Source organism: Oleiphilus sp. HI0117 (assembly GCF_001635235.1).
The window spans coordinates 1-2672 of record NZ_LWGA01001027.1 but is presented as its reverse complement, the minus strand read 5'-3'; the positions used below and the strand labels follow the sequence as shown (position 1 = coordinate 2672).

3 protein-coding genes and 1 pseudogene are annotated in these 2672 nt (G+C 45.9%); all 4 read left to right on the top strand.

All coding sequences use genetic code 11. The features are described 5' to 3' along the window. A pseudogene (locus tag A3757_RS26975) lies at positions 1-247 on the top strand (phosphotransferase family protein); the annotation flags it as partial. A gap of 91 nt (positions 248-338) precedes the next feature. Next, positions 339-1319: an NADPH:quinone oxidoreductase family protein gene (locus A3757_RS18390; RefSeq protein ID WP_068506707.1), complete on the top strand. Its 981-nt coding sequence runs from the start codon at positions 339-341 to the stop codon at positions 1317-1319. A gap of 192 nt (positions 1320-1511) precedes the next feature. Then, positions 1512-2276 carry an SDR family oxidoreductase gene (locus tag A3757_RS18385; protein ID WP_068506705.1) on the top strand — a complete coding sequence of 255 codons (765 nt, stop codon included), beginning with the start codon at positions 1512-1514 and terminating at the stop codon, positions 2274-2276. A 173-nt stretch (positions 2277-2449) separates the two neighbouring features. Then, positions 2450-2672: SDR family NAD(P)-dependent oxidoreductase (locus A3757_RS18380; RefSeq protein WP_156506406.1), on the top strand; the 223-nt coding region annotated here is incomplete at its 3' end.

Below are 2672 nucleotides of genomic sequence, written 5' to 3'. Positions count from 1 at the left end.
CACAAGCCTAGGTATTCCAACTGAAAAAGAATATGTTGCACGATATTGCAAACGTATGGGAATCGACAAGATTGATCACTGGGCATTCTATCTAGCCTTTAGCTTCTTCCGTTTAGCCGCGATCGCACAAGGCGTCGCGAAACGAGCATTAGACGGAAACGCTTCCAGTAAACAGGCCGGTAAAGTCGGAGCTTATGTGCCACTTCTGGCAATGGGCGCGTTGGCCGTGATTAAAGAAGAAAGCTAATGTAGGCAGAGCCTTACATGGCTCGCTAGCGGACTAGCACGGGGTTGACCCCTCTGCCTACAAATAGATTTTCCAAAATTAGGAAATATAAATGAAAGCAATCGTATGTGAAGAGTTTGGTCCTATAGATACCTTGGTATTTAAAGACGTCGAAGCGCCTGAGCCGGCTAAAGGCGAAGTTCGTATTAACGTTAAAGCGACAGGCGTTAACTTCCCTGATGGCCTTTTAGTGCAAGGCTTGTATCAAGTTCAACCTGAGCGCCCCTTTATACCCGGTATGGAATTTTGTGGCGAGGTGGAATCGCTTGGCGAAGGGGTTAAGCACTTGAAGGTTGGCCAGCGACTAATCTGTAGCAGCCAAAAATATGGAGGCTTTGCTGAGCAGGCGGTTGTTAATTCAAAGTTAGTCATGCCTATTCCCGATGAGATGAATGATATTGATGCCGCCAATATCATGTGTGCTCATGGCACGGCTCATCATGCCTTAAAGCAACGCGCTCGATTGAAGTCAGGTGAAACGCTAGTCGTGCTGGGTGCAGCAGGCGGAACAGGCTTAGCTGCCGTGCAAATCGGCAAGGCGATGGGGGCCAAGGTTATTGCAGTGTGTTCCTCTCAAGATAAGCTAGAAATCGCCAAGGAACAAGGTGCCGATGAGCTGGTTAACTATAAGGAACAAGATCTCAAGCAAGCGCTAAAAGATCTGACAAAAGGCAAGGGCGTAGATGTCGTTTACGATCCGGTTGGTGGCGAGGCATTTGATGCTTGCACAAGAGCGATGGCTCGCAATGGTCGTTTGCTTGTCATCGGCTTTGCATCAGGCACCATTCCCAAGCTACCAGTTAATCTCGCCTTGGTGAAAGAATACAGTGTGATAGGTGTATTTTGGGGCAGCTTCGTCATGCATGAACCTATGGTCTTCCTGCAAAATATGCAGGAGCTTTTTGCCTGGCATAAAGATGGCAAAGTATCGGTTGTCACCGATGAAGTCTTTACTTTAGCAAACACAAAAGAGGCATTAGCCAAAGTCTTTAACCGAGAGGTTAAAGGTAAGGTTGTTGTGGTAGCGGAGTAATATGGTTAATCAAAGGGGTCAGACTCGATTGATTCCACCACAGAGCACACCGAGCGGCCTGCGGCCTCCACAGAGAAGGTATTAGAACTTAGGTTGAGTGTTTATCTTTTCTCTGTGACGCGAAGCGCTCTGTATTCTCGGTGGTTTAAGTGCTTAGTGTTTAAATATTTTCTAGAACTAATAGGTAAAAACATGGCTACAAATTTATTTGATCTAACAGGAAAAGTTGCACTGGTAACGGGCGCAAGTCGTGGTATCGGTGAAGCGATTGCGAAGCTATTAGCAGAGCAGGGCGCACACGTTATTGTTTCAAGCCGCAAGGTAGATGACTGCCAGTTGGTTGCCGATGCGATTACTGAGGCGGGTGGTTCCGCTGAAGCCTTAGCATGCCATGTCGGTGATATGGGGCAGATTGAATCATGCTTTGCTCATATCGAAAGCAAGCACGGCAAGCTCGATATTCTAGTTAACAATGCAGCAGCCAACCCATACTTTGGCCATATTCTTGATACAGACCTAGCGGCCTATGATAAAACTGTTGATGTAAATATCCGTGGTTACTTTTTTATGTCAGTCGCTGCAGGCAAATTGATGAAGAAAAATGGCGGTGGTGCCATCGTCAATACTGCTTCAGTTAATGGCTTACAGCCCGGCATGATGCAGGGGATTTATTCTATTACCAAAGCGGCGGTTATCAATATGACTAAAGCCTTCGCGAAGGAATGTGCACCGCTGGGTATCCGTTGTAATGCTATTTTGCCTGGCCTGACTAAAACCAAGTTTGCCGGGGCGTTATTTGCTAATGAGAAAATGCACAAAGCCGCAATGCAGATGATTCCTATGCATCGTCATGCAGAGCCAGAAGAAATGGCAGGTACGGTACTTTACCTCGTATCTGATGCAAGCTCCTACACCAACGGCGAGTGTATTGTCGTTGATGGTGGACTAACGATCTAAATTAAAAAATGTAATCACCGAGATCACAGAGCAGCCTGAGGCCTACACCGAGAAAATATTTGTATAATAATATGTACTTTTTTTTGTCTTCTCTGTGAAGCAAAGCGCTCGGTGTTATCTGTGGTGAATTCATTTTTTAGTTTTAGTAATACCTATTAATTCAGAGATAAACTATGGATAACCTACTAGATTTTTCAGAAAAGGTAGCATTGATTACCGGCGCTGCCAGTGGCTTTGGTAAAAGCCTAGCCGAAGAGTTAGCCAAGCGCGGAGCGAACTTAGTGCTAGCTGACTTCAACGAAGAAGGCTTAACACTGACAAAGCAGGATTGTGAAACCCTAGGCAGTAAGGTTATTGCCTTAACGGGTGATATAGCTGAAGAAGCGCATTCTGAAG